The following is a 16,461-nucleotide window of genomic DNA, read 5'->3' as shown; positions in this document are numbered from 1 at the left end:
CTGATTACCGATCACGGCAACGACGTGGCATTCGCCGTTACAAGCCACGTTCTTCGGCGAAAGACTGGATCCGATAGAAGCGTTGTTCTTCGGTCGCATCTTTGACCTTCAGTTTACCGTTGCTGTCGATCATCAGGAACATGCCTGGTTCGACGATCGTTTCGTCGTCGACAATTTCCATCGGTGCGCCGCCTTCGACATCGATCACGGTCGCGGACGATTTGATGACTTTGGGGGCATCCGTCTTTTTGACTTCCAGGGTAATCGGATCGATGACGTCGGCCGATTCGACTTCGGTACTCAACACGGTGCCTTCGGTCGCCTCCATCCGCGCCGGCACGAACACTCCCAAGCTCGGGTCAAAGCTGGATGCGACGACTTCTGCTTTGGGCGGTTCGGCTTCGATAACGATTTTTCGGTTGCCGGCCGTCACGACACGTGGTTTGGTCGGTTTGACGCTTCCGAACACTGCGCGGTCACCTTGCGGCAGTGCGGTCGGTGCGCTGGGGTCGCTCCAGTCGCTCCAGCGTTTGTAGTTGCGTTTTTGCGTCTGTGCGGCGTCGGCCGACAGGGTGACGTAGCGTTTGTAGGCCTCGGGGTCCAGGTTCTTGCTTTTCGGTTGCAGTTCCGGAGTCATGGGAAAGTTGGGATCGTTGACCGCGAAACGCACGCGATAGACATACTGGCGGCCCAGTTTTGGGGCCCGCGGGTCCATCGGCTCGACCCTGCCATTGACCTTGTAGGTTTTGCCAGGGATGTAGGCAAAGTCGTAGAACCGCAGCAGTTTGTAATCGACCGGGTTTTCTTCGGCGGGCTTGCCTTCGTTGGCCGGCCGGCCGCCGCCCATGCCGCCGCCCATGCCCATCATGTCATAACCCTCGTCCATCCCCATGTCCATGTCCATCCCCATGTCCATGTCATAGCCTTCATCCATGCCACCACCAAAGGATCGCGTTTGACCGCCAGCGATGTCGACTTCAAAGTCTTCTTGGCTGACCGGTCCGGCGTTCGCTTTGGCCGCTTCGGCCTCCTTTTCCATCTGTTCGGCCAGCAACACCCGCTGTGATTTCAACGGGACAAACGGGTGTGTCGCGATGTCGGTGTAGGGGTCCAGCACGATCGGGGGAATCCACATCGTGACCCCCGGAATCCGGTAGTCGTCGGGAACGATTTCAGGGGCAAATCCGGACCAATAATTAGCGGCATTCCAAATCGTGACATCATTACTGTCACGCAGGATCCAATCGTTTTCGGTCAATTGGTCGACGGACTTGTTGGTGACGTCGGCACGCTGAACTTGGTAGGACACGTATCGCGGGCGGTCACGCTTGTTCGGTTCGTACTCGGCGGCGTAGGAGAGCGCCTCTTGGTAGGCATCGATCAACTGCTTGTGAGGAATCACAGCGGTCCCGGCGATGAACAGACCGATCCCGGGAACCGGTGGTTGGTCGTCACCGGTGCTAAACGATTGAGTGGTTTTGGGGGTCATGCCGAGGTTCTTGTCGGCGGCCAGTTTGCGGATCGGTCCGGAGGCTCCGGCCGACGACTCCATTCCCATCATGTCCATCCCCATCATGTCCATGCCCATCATGTCCATTTCCATGTCCATGCCCATCATGTCCTCTCCGCCCATCATTGCGTCCATGTTGTTTCGACGGCTGCGTCGAGAACTGCGTTTGGGTTTGGCTTCGACGACCTCCAGTTCGTCGGCGGGTTCCAGATCGCTGAGCGCATACAGGCCATCTTTGGATCGATAGGCCAACGTGGCGATCACGCCGGTGGCCCGAACCGCTTCGGGTTTGGCGAGCACGGGATCCTTGCGTCGGACTTTCTCCTTGCTCGCTTTGGACAGGTCCCAGGGACCGGGCTGATAGAGACTGGATTTGATCGGCTGAAGGAACTTTTGTTGTTCCATCGCGATGTCGAACTTCGGCTCACGCGGTGCCTCAGGGTCGTTGACGATCGCTTCGGTGTGGTCGTCGTCGACTTGCCGTTTGACCTCGGTCGCATTTTGCGCCAACCGGTCCGGATCATGTTGTTCGGTGATGATGGGCTGGCCCATCCCACTGTAGATCAGGAAGCCGGACAATAGCACGACGATCACAACGATCAATTTTTCGAAATTGTAGACCGCAAAGTCTTTCAGTTTATCGGCGTCCATGGTGTTTCCCTGTCAGCGGGTACGTTGGTTCGTCGTGTGAATGGGTTTGTGTGTGCAGCGTGCGACCGGTTGGCAACTCAGGCGGGATGCCATGAGTGACCAGGCCGATCAGGGGATCGCGACGGGGATTGCCATCGCGGTCGGTGGTGTGGCTGCCGGCGGTGTGGCTGCCGGTGGTGTGGCTGCCGGTGGTGTGGCTGCCGGTGGTGTGGTTGCCGGTGGTGTGGTTGCCGGTGGTGTGGTTGCCGGTGGTGTGGTTGCCGGTGGTTCGGCTGTTGGCGGTTCGGCTGTTGGCGGTTCGGCTGTTGGCGGTTCGGCTGTTGGCGGTTCGGCTGTTGGCGGTGTGGGTTCGCTGGGGCCGGGCAGGGCGTCGATCACTTCGGCCGATTCGTCGATCGATACGTCGTCTTTGACCTTCTCGATACCGAGCGATTCTTCGCTCGGTGGGTTGTAGAAATAAATCAGGCCGTAGATTTCGACTTCCATGTCCATCGGGAACTCGTCGGGGGCTCCCGAAGTCATTCCGCCTCCCATGCCTCCCATGTCCCCCATTCCCATGCCGCCCATCATTTCGTCTTCCATCCCCATCATGTCGTACCCTCCGCCTCCGCCGCTACTGCTGGTGGCGCCGCCCTTGGGCATGACACGGACTTGGCGGACATCGACCATCAGCGGGGCGCTACCGCAGGCGGCCAGCAGGCGGGCGATACTTTGTTGGTTCATTTGCAGGTGCAACATGACGGGGACGCGTTTGGCGACCGCAATTGCGACCTGTCCGGGGTCGTTGCTGCTGAAGGCCCCTCGCAGGGACGAGGCATCGATAGGTTCGTTGGCGGTGTTGACGTAGCGACTGTCGCCGGGGTCGGAGCCTTCGCTGTCCGTACCGCCGCCCATACCACCCATGCCTCCATCGTCCATGGCATACATATCTCCCATGTCTTCCATCATCATCATGTCGTCCATGCCGCCGCCGAACCCGGCGGTGATGCGAGACCCAGGTTCGGAGATGCTGCCTTGGTTGAAGGTGACCGAGCGTCCGATGGAAAGTTTCTTGATCTCTCGAATTTCGGCTTCAAAGGCTTGCTGGGCACCACCGTTGACGGCGGCGACGATTTCCAGCAGCTGTCGCATGATCCAGAGGTTTTCTTGGGAGTAATAGACGTCCAGTTCCGAGGGATATTCCTTGACGCCACGCCACGGGAATAGGTCCTTCAGCACGGCTTCCTGGCTGCTGGTGCTCCACTTGACGACCGGTTCTTCGATCGCGCCGGTGATGTTGACTTTGGCGCGCCGCGTCGGTGCTCCCCCGCCCATCATCATCATGTCGTCCATGCCGTAATCCATCCCCATTCCGCCGCCGCGTTTCTTGAAATCGGCGGTCCAGTCTGCACCGGCGATCTCTGCATAGCTGGGCAGGACTTCGCCGATGTACTGCTCGTACCGCCGCAGCAGCGCGGGGTTGACCTGATAGGCATCGGACGAGGGTGGAAACTGCTCGTATTTTTCAAACGGCAGTTTCAGCCGATTCTTGTCAATCTTGCCGGTTTCCGGGTCACGGACATACTTGAACTCGTTGACAAACTCATCTTTCAACTTGGTCGGCCAAGTCAGGATGCCGCGTTGTGCGTCGAAGACGTTTTGCCAGGCGGTGAGGACTTCCTGTTTGCGGACTTCGATCTTTTCGTTCATCCATTGGTGTGAAAGATCGTTCGGCTGGGTCGACAATTCGCCTTGATACTGCCTCACCTTCTGAACATCACCTTCGATCTTGCGAATCTGTGACTCTGTCTGGGCATTCAGGTCGCTGGTGGACAGATACCAAACCGCCAAAGCCCCGATCAGGACGATCGAGCTGCCGATCCAGAATCCATGCTTGATGGCGACGGCCAGGTACTCTTTGACTTGGTCCATGATGATTGCGTGGGTTGAGAAAAGTGAAAGTGGATGGTGATCAGCCGGGCGAGTCGGCGGGGGGGCTTAGGGGGTGGCGGCGACGGTGTCGTCCAAGGTTGCGTCGGTGGTTTCCTCGGTCGGCGTCTCTTCCCCACGCAGTGCCGCTTCTTCCTCGGCTTTCAACCGTGCGGCTTCTTTGGCTTCCATCCGCTGCGAATGGGTGGTGGGGGTCCAAAGGAATTGGAAGGCAAAGTCCATTCGCCGCGCCGTGAAGAACTCCGGTTCGGCATCGGGGTCGGCTGCCGCGGCGGCGCCCGCGACTGGGCCGACGCCCACGGTGCCCACACCGGCGAGAGGAGGTTCATATTCTGGATTGGGGATCTTTTCTTCGATCGCCGTTTCGATATCCAGCATCAACGGGTAACTGATCCCCAGCTCGGCCGGCGTGTACTCGATCAAATCCGCCGACGGGTCATTCGGGTCGGGCAGTCGGATGATCCGGTTGGCCACGTCGTCGGGCAGTCGGCTGGGGTCCAGGAAGGCGGTGGTCAAGTACTTGCGGGTGTGGTTGTTTCCATCCAGACCGACTCGTTCCGGGTTGTTGTAGTAGTGGTAGCCTTGCAACTCGACGACCCAGAACGGACCGGTCGGCGGTTCCGGTTCGGCGGGCACCTCGCCGGGCTCCCGGGTGATGTCCATCAGCTTTTCCCAGTCCGCCTTCTCGTCGGCGAATCGTTTCTTCCGTTTGTCATACCATTCGGTGATGTCCTCGTAGTACTTGGTTTCGAACGATGTGATTTGGAAATCGATTCGGTCTTCGTAGGGCACGTCCTTGGGACTGGGCATCTGGCCGGGCTCGACACCTTCGTACACACCGCGTGGGATGATCTGATTGACGCCGCGGATCAGCTCCATCCACAGCACGCGATTCTCCGCATCGCCGGTGATCTCTTCGCCGACGGCGTTCAAATAGGTGAGTTTCTTTTCCAGCTCGCTATCGGTGTCGCGGTGCTCGTTGGCGTAGTTCGCCATGCTGGTGACGGCGCTATTGGCGCTCTTCCAAATGTCATCGTGACTTTCTTGCCAGCTGTTTTGGGCGAAGTAGAAATTGGCGGACATGCCGAACATCAGGATCGCCAATCCCGCGACGGTCCAGGGTTTCTTGGCACGAATCATCCGCTGGGTGATGATTTCTTGCGGGACCAGGCTGGCATGGATTTGGGAGATGCCCAGCCCTTGCAAACACAGCCCGTAACAGACCGCGAAGGTGGTCGCGTTATCGCGGAAAGTCGGGATGGCCAGCACGTCGTCGCCGCCCAAACGGTTGAAGCGGTCCAGGGTGTGGACTTCGAAGCCCAGGTTCTTGCCCAGGTAGGCCGCCAGTCCCGGCATTTTGACGGTGTTCCCGGTGATCAACAATTCGGTGATGTCGGCTTTGCGATCGATGCTGCGGAAGAAGCCGATCGAACGCTGGACTTCGGTGACCAGGTCGTTGAAGACCGGGCGCATGGTTTGGAAGATCAGCTTGGGATCGACCGCTTCCCGCGCGTTGCGTTTGATGTGTTCGGCCTTGGCGAACGTCATCTTCAGGTCTTTGGTCAGCTGGCGGGTGAAGTGATTCCCGCCGATCGGCATGCTGCGTTGCCAGATTCGAAAACCGTTGGTGACGATCAAGTCCGAGCTGTCGGTCCCGATCGACAGAATCACGCTGGACGGCGGCGGATCGTCGGAGTTGAAGATTTCACCGTCCAGCCGTTCGCCCAAGCGGTCATAGGCGACCATGTTGTACAGCGCGATCGGGGCCAGTTGGACGACGTCGACTTCCAGGTTGGCGGTGTCAAAGGGGGCCAGTTGTCGGTTGGCCTGTTCACGTTTCATCGCAAACAACCCGACTTCGCTGTCGAGGGCATAGCCGTCTTCGACCATGCTGCCGGGCATCATCTGGTAATCCCAGACCACGTCGGACAATTCGAACGGGATCTGTTGACGGGCCTCGTAGCGGACCAGATCGGCAATCTTTTTGACTTCGACCGGCGGCGGTTTGAAGAATTTTGACAGACCGCTCTGGCCGGGGACACTGATGCAGATCTTGTCGGTCATCCCCTCGTTGCGTTCCATCAGTTGGCTGATCGCGTCGGCGATCAACTCCTCGGGATCCGCTTCGGGCTGACTTAAGATTTTGGGGTATTCGATGTAGTCGAACGCGGTCGCGACGACTTCTTCATCGACTTTCGTACAACGCAGCGCCTTGAGGGCTGATTGTCCGATCTCGATTCCCCAAACTGAAGTGCTCTTGGCCATGGTTGAACGCTAACGAAAAAGTGATGAGTGAATGGCTCGGGCCATCAAACGTCCGCTCCGATCGACGGCAACCAACCTTCAACTGCAGGTGTGGAAGCGTCAGCGGGTAATCCAATAAACGAATGATGACAAAAATCCTTGGGCGATCTTTGCCGGAATTGTGACAGATTTTTCGCCCCCGTTGCAAAACGGCGCCAAAAAATGCACCTCGCCTCCGGCACGCAGAGTACTCCGACACCGCCATCTTCTCCACGCTTGGCCGACCGCGATGTCAAATTTACCCCGCTCTGCTCGTTCCGAATGTGCTGATTGACCCAAAATTGCAATCGCTCGCGCACACCGATTCGCCCATGCGAGATCGGTTTGGGCGACACCCGTGTCGAATGCGTCACAGCAAACGTTTCCAAGCGATACCTTCGCTAGGGGGGATGGGAGTGGAAAAGGAGGAGAAAAGTGGTCCCTGTATCGCAACGGCCTCTGGGACGTGCTCTCACGTAGCTACCTTCGCCAGAAGCTGGATTCCGGCCCTCTGCACGCGGAGGTGAATCGGGGGCTGGTGACCAAGGGCTGTGCTGAGTTCCGGTGTGGGCCGCTGCACCGTCCACGCTCTGGCGAGCGTAGCTACGGTTACGTCGAACATCCGCTACCCCATTAGTTTATCCGTCCGGCGGGGCGATCGTCAAATTATTTATTCGCCGCGGGCTTCGTCCCAGATGGTCTGGCGGCGTCCGGGGGGCGGCTTTGAAGGCCGGGCATTTTCGATCACACTCTGTCGCTGCCAGGTTTTCCCCGCAACGTCCCTTCCCCGCATAGATCACCGCGATATGGCTCCCTTTGACGAGTGTTCGGTTCTGCTGCCTTCGGCCACGTTGGAAGATTTTCCGGTCGGAGGATCAAACTCGGATGCGCGGAGCCTGTTGGCCGGCTGGACGGTGTTGTGGCATCCGCGATTGCTGGCCCAGACCGAACAGATGCCGACGTGGTACCGTGCCGAAACGCCGCCCAACCCCGAGGGGCCGCGCGTGATCGTGGTCCCGGATCCGTCGTTGAAACAGATCCCCAGCGATTTCCGGCGCAAGTGCGACGCCAATCCCGATTGCGTTTGGGTGACCGGGGCGGACCGGACGGAGATGCTCGCAGGGCTGGGGGGCGCCCTGGGGATCGCTCCGGAAGATCCAAGTTGCCAGCCGCTTCAATCGGGGCCGCGGACGTTGGGCATCGAAGACTTCTTCGCCGCGGCGTACCTGTCGCTGCAGGTCCAGATCATGACGCGGCGGCTGCGGTACACCAGCAACCTGGACGAACTGCATCTTCAGAATCGGATCGTCGCGGCGGCCAAGGCGTTTTGCCAACGCGATGCGACGGCCGCCGCCGAGGGGCTGCACGATGTGTTTGATTGTCTGTCCGAAGAACGCGACCACTATTTTTCCAGCGATCCACATCTGGTCGATCTGACGCTGTTGACTCCCGGGGTCTTGAAATCCGCGATCGAGGCCGGTTGGCTGGAGCGATTCGAAGCCAGCGCGGGGGCGGACAACGATGCCGACGGGGTGTTGGGCACACCGCGCAACGTCTTGATCGACGCCGCGGTGGCGACCGAAATCGACGCCGCCAAAGTTGATGCCGGCAACAGCGAGCGATTCGACCGGTTCGTGCACTTGTTGTCGATGGGAACCGTCGGCTGGGCCGGCGGTGGTTTGGCGGGCGATTCAAGTTGTCTCGACGCGATGACGATGGCCTCGGCGCGTCATATGGTTGAATCGGGAACTGCCCTGGCCACGCGGGCGATCGGCCGCGCCCCGTCAGTCTATGGCACGCTTTCCGGATTGACGCCCGCCGACTTGATTCCCTGCCTCTCGGCGCTGGGTTACCAAGGGGTGATTCCGATCGATTTCACCGCCGGGATCGGTTTCGGCGACGAGTCCAAGGTGATCGTTTCGGGTGGCCATCGCGAACTCGAGGCATTGACGGCCAAGCCGATCGATGCCGCCGGCGATGCCGCGTTTCTGTCGCTGGGGGCTCACCTGGGCGAACTGATCGATTCGGGCGAGGTCGCGACGGCTTTGCTGGTGCATTGGCCGGAGCGGGTTTGTGACAGTTTTCTGGATCTCTGTCGGGCCGCGACGTGGAGTGTCGCGATGGGCCGTTTCTGGACCTTGCCGCGCTACTTTACCGATGGCGAACACCCCTATCACCACGGCACACTCGATGCACTTTCCAAACACTCGGCATCGAGCGTGGTGGAACGTCTCGTTGGTCCAGCGCCCGATGAAACATTGCACTCGATGGCCGAGTCGTTTTGCCAGACGGTGCGATCGGAGGCCCGCCGCACGCTTCGTTCGATCGCGCTGCTGGCCAACCCGCGGTTGATCGATGCAGCGGACGAGGTCGACGATCGCCGGCTGATCTGCCAGGCGATCGGAGTCGCGCCTGCGAGCGGGGAGCTGCCGGCAAAACACGCGTTGTGTTTCAATCCCCACGCCGTCGCGGCCCGACGTCAAGCGAAATTGCGCGGCGGCGCGCCGCCCGCTGAAAAGTTCGTCTATTCGGCAACCGCTGCCGGCGGCGCCGATTGCGACGTGACCTTTGACGTCCCGGCGATGGGGTTCACCCGACTGTCTTCGACGCACCCGGTCAAGAAGAAGGGGCTGTTGAAACGACTGACCGGCGCAGAGACTGGGATCGCGGAACCGGCGGTGTTGAAAAATGCGTTCATGGCGGTGGCCTTGGATGAAACCGCCGGTGGCATCTCCGGCGTGTACAGCGCGTCGCGCGGCAATCGTCTGTCGATGCGATTGGTCGCCGCCGCCGATTTGTCCGGCGACCCGGACGGCGGCACGATGGTTTGCCAGCGGATGCAGGTCGAACAGTCCGATTTGACGGTCGGGGTGATCACCGCATCGGGCGAGTTGCGGAACCGCGACGGCAACGCGATCGCCGAATTCACGCTGCGTTATCAGCTCCAACGGGGCAGCCGGCTGTTGCAGATCGAGGGTCAGCTGACGCCGAAAACCGAGGTGCGTGTCGCGTCGGAGTCAGATTTTTGGAAGAACTATTTCGCCTTGCGGACCGCCGTGGCCGGCGAGGCGGCGATCCTGCGCCCTTTGGTCCGCGACAAGGTGCACAGCGCGTCGTCCAAAAAGCTGGTCGCACCGCTGGGGGTGGTGATCGATGAGGCGGAGAAACAAACCTTGGTCGCTGGTCGCGGCTTGCCACTGCATCGCAAGGTCGGCGACCGTTTCTTGGACACGCTGGTGGGGATTCCTGGCGGTGGTGATGCGATCGCGTTTCAGGTCACGCTGGCGTTTGATTGTCCGTCGCCGGTGGCGATCGCGCGGTCGTGCATCGCGCCGGCAGACGTGTTTGCCATCGACCTGTCCGATACCGGTTCATCCGGCGGCGAAACCGGTCAGGCCTGGCTGGTCCATGTTTCCTCCGCCGACGTGATGGTCACGGAGATCGAGACCGCGCGGCGCCGCGACGGCAAACTTGCCGCGCGGATGCAAGTGATCCAGACCCGGCCGAAAACGTCCAAGGTCCGGTTGCAGTTTTGTGCCGCTGCCCGAGCCGCCTTCGTCGCCGATGCATCGGGGATCGAGCGGTCGCTGGACGAGTTGCCCGACGACGTCCAATGTGACGACGGCGTGGTGACGTTGTCGCTGGGGAATCACCAGGCCGTCGACCTGGTGGTCGTCTTCGACATCTAGTATTGCCGAAACAGCTTCATCGCCAATTCGGTCATGTTGCTGACGTTCATTTTTTCGATGACACGTTTTTTGTGTCGATCGATCGTTTGGTAGCTGACGTTCAGTTCGCCGGCCAGGCGACGCGAGGTGACGCCCAACAGGAGTTGCGGCAGCACCTCGCGTTCTTTGGGAGTCAGTCTGCCGAAACCGCTGCGGAGATTACACAGCGAGTCTTTGCCGGCACCGTCGGCTTGAAAGGCGTCCTCGACCGCTTCGACCAACAGGCGACTTTCCAGTGGGTGTGGCACCAAGTCGATGAAGCCGTGGCGGAGGGCCTGATGCAGCGTCCGGCGCGAGCGGTCGGCGGTGACGCCGACGACCGAGTAGCGGATGCCTTGGTCAGCGAACCCGCGGATCTGCTGCAACAGTTGATCCCGATCGGCGTCAAAGTCGACCAACAAGCACCCGGGCCGAAAAGAACTGAGCTTCTTGAACACCCCTTCCCAGTCCTCGACCTCCAGCGTTTGAAACGGAAGCGCATCGGGAAGAGTCTCAATCGAAAGACGGTCGCTTTGAAGTACGACCATGAACGGACGGATCCCCAGCGCGGGATTGCCGCTGTGACTAGCCTTGATCATTGTTGCCCCTTGATCGAAGTTAGGTCTCGGTAGTGTGAATTAGCTTGTGTGTGCTATTCAGTTTCCTTGGTGTGATTGAAGTGCTGTTGTCAAGTTTGCAGACCGTGTGTCGACTGCCCCTGACGACGTTTGGCAGGTTACACAAGGCGGCTTTAGCAAATCTATAGCAATTGGTGGAAAAAACTCGGGTGTGTTTCACGGGCGTTGAGTTGCCGGGCCCGTGCCCCGTCGTCTGAGAATCCAATCGATCGCCAGCACGGCCAACAGCATCGTCCAGAGCATCCAGTGGTCCCAGGCCGGCAGCTTGTGAATCAAGACCTCTCCGGGCGCGATGTCCAGCGACTCCAACAAGGCTTGGAGTTCCAGTGGCGACGAAACCATCTGTCCGCCTCCGGCATCGACGACCCGCTGCAACCGTTCGGGATTGGCTTGGGGATGCAGCCATTCGGTCGATCGGTGCAGCAGTTGAAGCTGCAGCGATTCGGTCGCGATTTTCTGATTCCCCAGCCACGCATCGACGACCAAGTGCGCCGTCTGCATCGGGCTGGAGCGGTCGTCCGACGCGGCCGCCAACCGGGCGGGAATCGTCACGGTGTATTGTCGGCTAGCCGGTTGTGGATTCATCGTCACGGACATCGAACTCGACGCGGCGGGATTGTCGGCCGCGGTTGCGGTCGGTTCCAGTTCGGCAACCAGACGTGTGGTCAGGCGGTAGTTCGTCGTCGGCACGAAAGAATCATCAAACGCCTGGACGACCAACTCGATCGATTCGTCTGGCGAATAGATGACCTGATCGGCACGCAGGACCAATCGGTTTTGCGATGCCTGGGAGTTTTCGGCCAACCAACGGACAACGTTCCTCCAGAATTTTTGGTAGTAGCGGTTGTCGCCTTCTCCCCATTCACGCTCGAACCGGGCGCCCCATCCATAGGTCGTGTCGGTGGACATGGCAAAGGTCCGCCCGCGGCCATAACTTTCGCAGGCAAACACGGGCATGATCCCGACGCGGGCCAACGGTGTTCGCGTTTGTCCGAGCAAGGTCGCGGCGGGTTTGACCCGCGAGATCAGATTGGTGCCGCTGAACGGAGGCATCGCATCAAGCGCCTTGCGATTGCGCCGGGGATCGTCCAGCAGATTCCAGATCGGATGCGATTGCGTCTGCGGGGGCACGGCCACCCGAAATCCTTGGTTCAGGTAGTCCCGCCGACCGCTCATATCGAACGGGATCATTCCCTCCCACGGTGTGCGGTCCCAGCCGCCGGCACCAAAGCTGGTGAATCCGCCGATCATGACGAATCCGCCCCCGCGTTGATCGACCAATTCAACCGTCCAATCGATTTGTTCGGGGGTGAAGGCCCGGAACGAAATGTCGCTGCAAATCACGACGTCGTATTGAAACAGTTCGGCCCGCGTGGACGGGAACCCACGATAGGGATCGTCGGTGCGTTGCAGACGCGGTCGTTGGGCGTGCTGGTTATCGACCGTCATGGCGACGCACTTGATGTCCGAATCGGCGTGCAAGGCGTCTTGCAGCCAACGGCTTTCCGCTGCCGAGGTTCCTTCCATGTACAACACGTTGAGTGTGCGATCCTTGTCGATCAAACGGAAGGGCACGCGGTTGTTGGTGTCGACGGCCTCACCGGTTTGAATCGGGACGTCGATCGCCAATTCGCCCAGAGCGGGGTCGGCAGTCACGACCAACTCGCAGGACGTTGTCCCTTCGCGGAGTGTGATCGGGAGCGAGGCCAGTGGTGGTGATCGGGGGCGATTGTCCGGCCGAATCGAAACGACGACGCGTTCGTTTTCAAAACCGCGGCTCTCGATCAACGCCCGGACCGTCGCGCGGTCGCCTTTGGACACCCGCGACGGCAGTGACAATTCGGTGATCGCGACGTCACCACGCAAATCACCCTGATCGGGGAGCATCGCGTGGACGGGGATCCCCAGTTTGCGATAGGCCGTCGCCAGGTCTTCCAATTGGTCCGACTGGTCCACGGCACCGTCGGAAAACAACACCACGGCCTGCGTCCGATCGTCTGCGACGCGCGACGAAAGACGCTTGAGCGCATCGGACAACAACGAACGGTCGTCTGCGGCCGTCAATTCGGTCAGCCCGGGGACCTTGGCTAATCGGGATCCAAAGCGAAACATCGGAAGGTCGATGTCGCGTTTCCGCTGGACATTCCGAGTGACCGTTCCGATCGTCTGTTTGAGTTGATCGAGACGCGACTGACCCTGGCCGAGTCCCATACTCTGCGAACAATCGACCAACAACGCGACTGCCGGCCGACGCGGCGGCATGACGGTTTCACGACGTTCAATCGGATTGAGCAGCAGAACCGCCAGTGCGATCAAGACCGACGCTCGCATGCCCAACAGGATCGGGCGTCGCGTTTTGGGCGAGACCGAGATCCGTCGTGCGATCCAGACCAACGCAACAATCACCGTTGCGATCCCCAGATACACCGGCATCGGATATAGCGGATCCCAAAGAATCATGTCAGATCACTCTTCGCTGGTCCCTGGACGTGTCCGCACGGGGTCATTCCACATCCTCGGAAAGCACCCGGTAGTAGTCGTCGACCATGTCGACATACTGTGGCGGGACGGGGCCGGTCGCCTGCTGAATCACACCGCTGAGGATGGCTTCCTGGATTCTCCGCTGCAACAATGCGTCGATGGTTCGTAAGCCCTCGACGATGACGGTCGGCGAGGTCGCAAATTCGGGCAGCGTTTCGATCGCGTCGGCCAATTCAGAATCCTTGTCCGCCATCGATTGCAATGACTGGGCAAAGCGAGTTGCTTCCGCGGCGGCAAGTGATCGCTGAGCTGGGGTTCGCGCCCGACGCACTTCTTTTAGCAGCGACGCGGCTCGCTTTTCCGCTTGCGTCAGCCGTTCCAGTTGGATTGGTCCCATCGCCTGCTGGACTCGTTTCAACCCCTCGGCCAATCGCGCCATTGATTCGGCGGCACGCGCTGCGGATGCGGATGCCGTGTGAATCTGGCCGCGCTCCATCGCATCGGCCGCCGACCGCATGTCCGAGGCAGATTGTCCGGGCGGATGTTCGGCCAACACTCGGGCAAGCGATTGCTGAACGCGAGCGTCCTGCTGCATCGAATCGGCCAGCAGTTGGTCTGCCAAGTCCGCGAGCTCTTCGCCGCGATCGGCAAGCTCGCGTTGTCGCGTTTCTGTTTCACCAGAGTTTGTTTCGACTGCTGCCGCGTCGGACAATGATTGTGTGAGCTTTTCTTGGGTGTCCGCCAGATTCTCTGCATGGCGTTTGGCGACGGCAAGCTTGTCCTCGAAATCGGGGTTGTGCCGTTGTGCCAAATGCTCGGAAAGCTGTCTTAATTGTTCGGAGGCGATGGTGGCTCGCGCGATCGCATTGTCCAACGCCTGGTCGTTGAGATCGTCGTCGGAAAGCAACCGGACGCTTGTCTGGATCGATTCCGCGGCGCGGCCGGCACGGCGTGGGGCGAGTGGACCGAACGATCCGCTTGCAAGTTGCGCCTCAATCTCCCTCGCTTCGGCCTGGGCCTTCTGTTGATCGGCGGCGAGTTGTTGTGGCGAACGCGGAGGGTCGGTGGTGTCGGTTCGCGTTTGATTCTCAGAACGGTTCGATGTGGTCGACTGTTTGCACGCCCCGGCGGACCGGCAAAAATTCTGTTGGTTCTGGATCAGCTTTTTAATCTGGTCGCGAATCGAGGCGAGCTGGGGTGTTTGCGGCTTGGGTTGTTGTTGTGGCGGTTTTCGCACCTTGTCCTTCAACTGCCGATCGACGTTGCGGGCCAACTGAGACTTGGAATTGCCTTGTTTTAGAATTTCACGCAGATTGCGTCGCGCGGCGATCAAGCCGGCCAACGCTTTTTCCTCGGCAGTTTGCCCACGTCGAAACGCTTCGGATCGTAGGTCATCCACCGCGTCGGTCATCCAGTCGACGGCGATGGTCAGCGATGGCAGCGGACCGACCTTTTGCTCCAACGCTGCAGCCAGCACCCGCGTTTTTTCCAGCACGGATTGCTGTTGAGACGACAACTTGGTCGCGGCTTGCTTGGGATCGAACTGTGGACGCTCGGCCGATTGTGTCACGACAAACGTCTGCCCCAGCACTTCACGCTGCTGTTTGATCAGTTTTTCCAGAGTCAGACATTCCCCCTGGCACTGGCACTGGTTGTCGCTGAATTCGTACTCGCGAGAAAAGGGGCGAATGTCGATGAATCTCAACTCGCTGGTGGTCCGTTGCGGTGCTGGTTGGCGGTTGTCGATCCCGACGGCGTAGTAGGTGATCGCTTGAGGGTAGGCCAGATCCAGGTCTTCCAGGGGCAGCGTCACGGTTTGCGCCATCGCGGCACTGGTTCGCCCGGTTTCGGATCGCCAAAGTGTTTGTTCGGGGCCATCATCGATCCGATAACGAAGCTGCACGGACTGGAATCCGTAATCGTCGAAGGCTTCGAGGGTGAATCGGACCTCGCTGGTTGCGATCGCTTCGGCATCCGTTTCGGGACTTTGGAATTGAATCACCGGGGCGCGATCGCGCACCACGTTCAAGTGTAACGCTGCCTCGTCGGTGACACCGTCGTTGGTCCGCGCGTGGAGTGCCGCATCGAGCGGTGAAACGCCGGCATCGATTGAAAGCGTCGCTGTCTCGGCAGAGATCGCCGCGGACGACGCCTTGGACGTGTCCGGTGTGAAATCGACATTGACCATTGCCGGTGGTCGGTTGTAACGCACCGACAGCTCGATTTCAGAGCCCTCTGGAATCGAGATGCCGTCGGGGTGCCCGTCGATGGTGCCCAACCCTGTGTAGCTGGGCGGTTTGACTGTGACGCTGATTTGTTCGACCGACAGCGGCAATCGCACCGGGACGCGACAGACGCCGCTGTCAAACGGACCGGCGAGGATTTGGACGTCCAAGTCGGTTTCGCAATTCTGGATGATCGCCGTCAGATCGCCCCACAACGATGTCTCGCCGGATGAAGTGACTGGGACTTCCGACCATCGGTTTTTATCCCCCGTTCGGTATCGCATCACGGCCGAGTCGATCGGACGGCCTTCGACCCGAAGACGCACGACCAAATCGTCGCCCCGGTCCACGTATTCCGGAAGAGGATCAAGATCCACGTCGCTGTAGTGCAGCGGAAAAAACAGTAGGCGGCCGCTGGCGATCCGCCATTGGGGTGAAAGAGTGAAACAGGTCAGCCAAACGACCGTTCCGGCAAACAGAAATCCGGCCAACACGGCGATCGGCCACGATTTCCCTAGCGGTGCGATCGGCCGGCCAAGCACCTGTTGCTGAGTCTGTGTTTCGAGTGCGGCGAGCAATTCGGGGTCGGCAACCGACACCGCGTTCGGTTGGGATTGGTAGTCATGGCTGGTACGAAGGCGTTGCCCAAGGTCTGGCCGACGTGTTTCGGCGTGGCAGATCGCATCGGTCGCATGGAATTGTGTCCACCTGCGAAGCGAAACTGCCAACCATCCGGTCGCGGCAATCACGCAGCCCCAGAGTGCCATCCGCAGGCCTGCGCTCACTTCAAAGTGATAGTCGGTCAACGCAACCAGACCGATCAAGACGAACCCGCACGACACCAGAGTGAACGCAACGATCATCTGGCGACGTTGCTGTTCCTGGTTCTTCAACCGGTCCAACTGCTGGTGGTGTTTTCCCGGCTTGGGAAGTTCGAGTGTCGGGCTTTCGGCTGTCGCACTGACAAGACTCATGGTCAACCACTCTCACAAAGGAACGTAACTCTCGCGCCGGCCCGGAAGGGCCGGCGTACCGTG

7 protein-coding genes are annotated in these 16,461 nt (G+C 60.0%); 1 reads left to right on the top strand and 6 read right to left on the bottom strand.

Annotated elements, in window-relative coordinates:
• Nucleotides 1-37 precede the first annotated feature (37 nt).
• From H1B37_RS06770 to pilM, 3 genes are all read right to left on the bottom strand, one after another.
• Nucleotides 38-2,161, bottom strand: coding sequence for a hypothetical protein (locus H1B37_RS06770; RefSeq protein WP_182865880.1), 2,124 nt, complete (start codon nt 2,159-2,161; stop codon nt 38-40).
• A gap of 108 nt (nt 2,162-2,269) precedes the next feature.
• Complete coding sequence (locus H1B37_RS06765) at nt 2,270-4,072, bottom strand: hypothetical protein (protein WP_182865879.1); 1,803 nt, start codon at nt 4,070-4,072, stop codon at nt 2,270-2,272.
• A gap of 66 nt (nt 4,073-4,138) precedes the next feature.
• Nucleotides 4,139-6,355 (bottom strand): type IV pilus assembly protein PilM, encoded by a 2,217-nt coding sequence (pilM, locus tag H1B37_RS06760; RefSeq protein WP_182865878.1) that lies wholly within the window; start codon nt 6,353-6,355, stop codon nt 4,139-4,141.
• Between the two features lie 824 nt (nt 6,356-7,179).
• Between pilM and H1B37_RS06755 the strand changes: the two genes are divergently transcribed.
• Nucleotides 7,180-10,062 carry a hypothetical protein gene (locus H1B37_RS06755; RefSeq protein ID WP_182865877.1) on the top strand — a complete coding sequence of 961 codons (2,883 nt, stop codon included), beginning with the start codon at nt 7,180-7,182 and terminating at the stop codon, nt 10,060-10,062.
• On the opposite strand, the gene H1B37_RS06750 is transcribed toward H1B37_RS06755, so the two are convergent.
• The 3 genes from H1B37_RS06750 to H1B37_RS06740 form a co-directional block, all read right to left on the bottom strand.
• A complete protein-coding gene (locus H1B37_RS06750) occupies nt 10,059-10,679 on the bottom strand; it encodes a LuxR C-terminal-related transcriptional regulator (protein WP_182865876.1) in 621 nt (206 codons plus the stop codon). The genes H1B37_RS06755 and H1B37_RS06750 overlap by 4 nt on opposite strands.
• Before the next feature lie 195 nt (nt 10,680-10,874).
• Complete coding sequence (locus tag H1B37_RS06745; protein ID WP_182865875.1) at nt 10,875-13,178, bottom strand: glutamine amidotransferase; 2,304 nt, start codon at nt 13,176-13,178, stop codon at nt 10,875-10,877.
• 43 nt (nt 13,179-13,221) lie between these two features.
• Nucleotides 13,222-16,398: a coiled-coil domain-containing protein gene (locus H1B37_RS06740; protein WP_182865874.1), complete on the bottom strand. Its 3,177-nt coding sequence runs from the start codon at nt 16,396-16,398 to the stop codon at nt 13,222-13,224.
• Nucleotides 16,399-16,461: the final 63 nt, after the last annotated feature.

Origin of the sequence: Stieleria mannarensis (assembly GCF_014154935.1) — a bacterium.
GTDB lineage: Bacteria > Planctomycetota > Planctomycetia > Pirellulales > Pirellulaceae > Stieleria > Stieleria mannarensis.
This window is presented reverse-complemented; position numbering and strand designations above follow the sequence as displayed.